We start from the raw sequence: 752 nt of genomic DNA on the forward strand, positions 1-752 counted from the left end.
ACCAGGCGGCCGTCGGTATCGAAAATGAGTTGCGTGTTGTAGAGACTGCCGTGGTCGCGCTCGTTGACGCCGAGCACCACCACCATGGCGTGCCGGCGCGCGCGCTCGGACACGGCATGGGTGACGGGGCCGGGCACCACCACCGCCTGCTCGTACAGCCGCATATGGTCGCTGCCGGATTGCACGGGCGGCCGTACGAAGGAGAAGTACGGGTAGTACGGCAGGAAGGTTTCCGGAAAGACGATCAGTTGCACGCCTTCCCGTGCGGCGCGGTCGATGGCCTCGCACACTTTGCCAAGCGTGCCTTCGCCGTGCTCGAGGTCCGGTGAGATCTGGACCGCGGCCGCGCGCACAATGCGTTTCTGTGACATGGTGATGCCCGCCCTTTTTCTAAGCGTTGAACCGAAGCGTTAAACCGTCCAGGTATCCAGGATCAGCGCGTTCTCCTTGCGGTGGATCAGCTTCAGGTCCAGCACATCGAGCGGGCTGATCGGGCGGATGCCTTCGATCAGCGAGGCTTCGCCATGGCCATACAGCGCTTGCAGCGCAAAGCGGCAGGCGTAGACCTTGCCGCCCTCTTCCATGAACTTGGTGATCTGCTTGTTGAAGTTGAGATGGCCGGCGAAGGCTTCGTCGCCCAGCGTGGGAAAACCGCGCTGCAGGCCCAGCGTCACGCCCGGGCCGTACAGCAGGATGGAGGTCTCGAAGCCCTTGCGTTGCAGGCGCGTGGCCTGCAGCAGGTTGACGAAGCC

Annotated in this window: 2 protein-coding genes; both read right to left on the reverse strand. The window is 63.7% G+C overall.

The window, feature by feature from the left end; translation table 11 throughout:
* A partial coding sequence (locus AC1RQC_RS40405) for a nitrilase-related carbon-nitrogen hydrolase (RefSeq protein ID WP_492886887.1) occupies nucleotides 1-371 on the reverse strand: 371 nt, incomplete at its 3' end.
* 39 nt (nucleotides 372-410) lie between these two features.
* Nucleotides 411-752, reverse strand: a 342-nt coding sequence (locus AC1RQC_RS40410) for an MSMEG_0572/Sll0783 family nitrogen starvation response protein (RefSeq protein WP_492886888.1), incomplete at its 5' end; no start/stop codon positions are given.

Source organism: Cupriavidus sp. GW822-FHT03E04 (assembly GCF_058801495.1).